This is a genomic window from Sporosarcina sp. BP05, from assembly GCF_014282005.1.
In the GTDB taxonomy this organism is placed as follows: Bacteria; Bacillota; Bacilli; order Bacillales_A; family Planococcaceae; genus Sporosarcina.
The window spans coordinates 1-379 of record NZ_JACFTD010000096.1 but is presented as its reverse complement, the minus strand read 5'-3'; the positions used below and the strand labels follow the sequence as shown (position 1 = coordinate 379).

At 41.4% G+C, this 379-nt stretch carries 1 protein-coding gene; it reads right to left on the bottom strand.

Annotated elements, in window-relative coordinates:
- Positions 1–26: 26 nt before the first annotated feature.
- The coding region (locus H2672_RS19320) for a type II toxin-antitoxin system PemK/MazF family toxin (RefSeq protein WP_186674022.1) at positions 27–379 on the bottom strand (353 nt) is incomplete at its 5' end.

The following is a 379-nucleotide window of genomic DNA, read 5'->3' as shown; positions in this document are numbered from 1 at the left end:
AGAAAATCCTCAAAAAGTCAAGATGACTACAATCCGATAATGTAACTTAGACGCTTGTCTATCTCTTTCATATCTTCCTTAGTAACCGTATCCAGCAGATCCCCTAAACGTGCTTTGCTAACTGATCGAATGTCTTCACATTGGACCACAGAATCGAAAGCCAATCCCGTGTAGTTCGTTTTCAAAAGCAAGTATTGACTCCTTAATAATCGGAACGGACGACCACCTTTGGCTTTGTTCGTCTTTTTAGTCATCGGAATGACCAGGACGTTCCCACTGGATTGATTGCTGCTATCGACCGATACGATTATAGAAGGACGTGTTAAATTCTTTTCAAACCCTACATTCTCACCGTAATTTACGTTTACAATGCGACCCC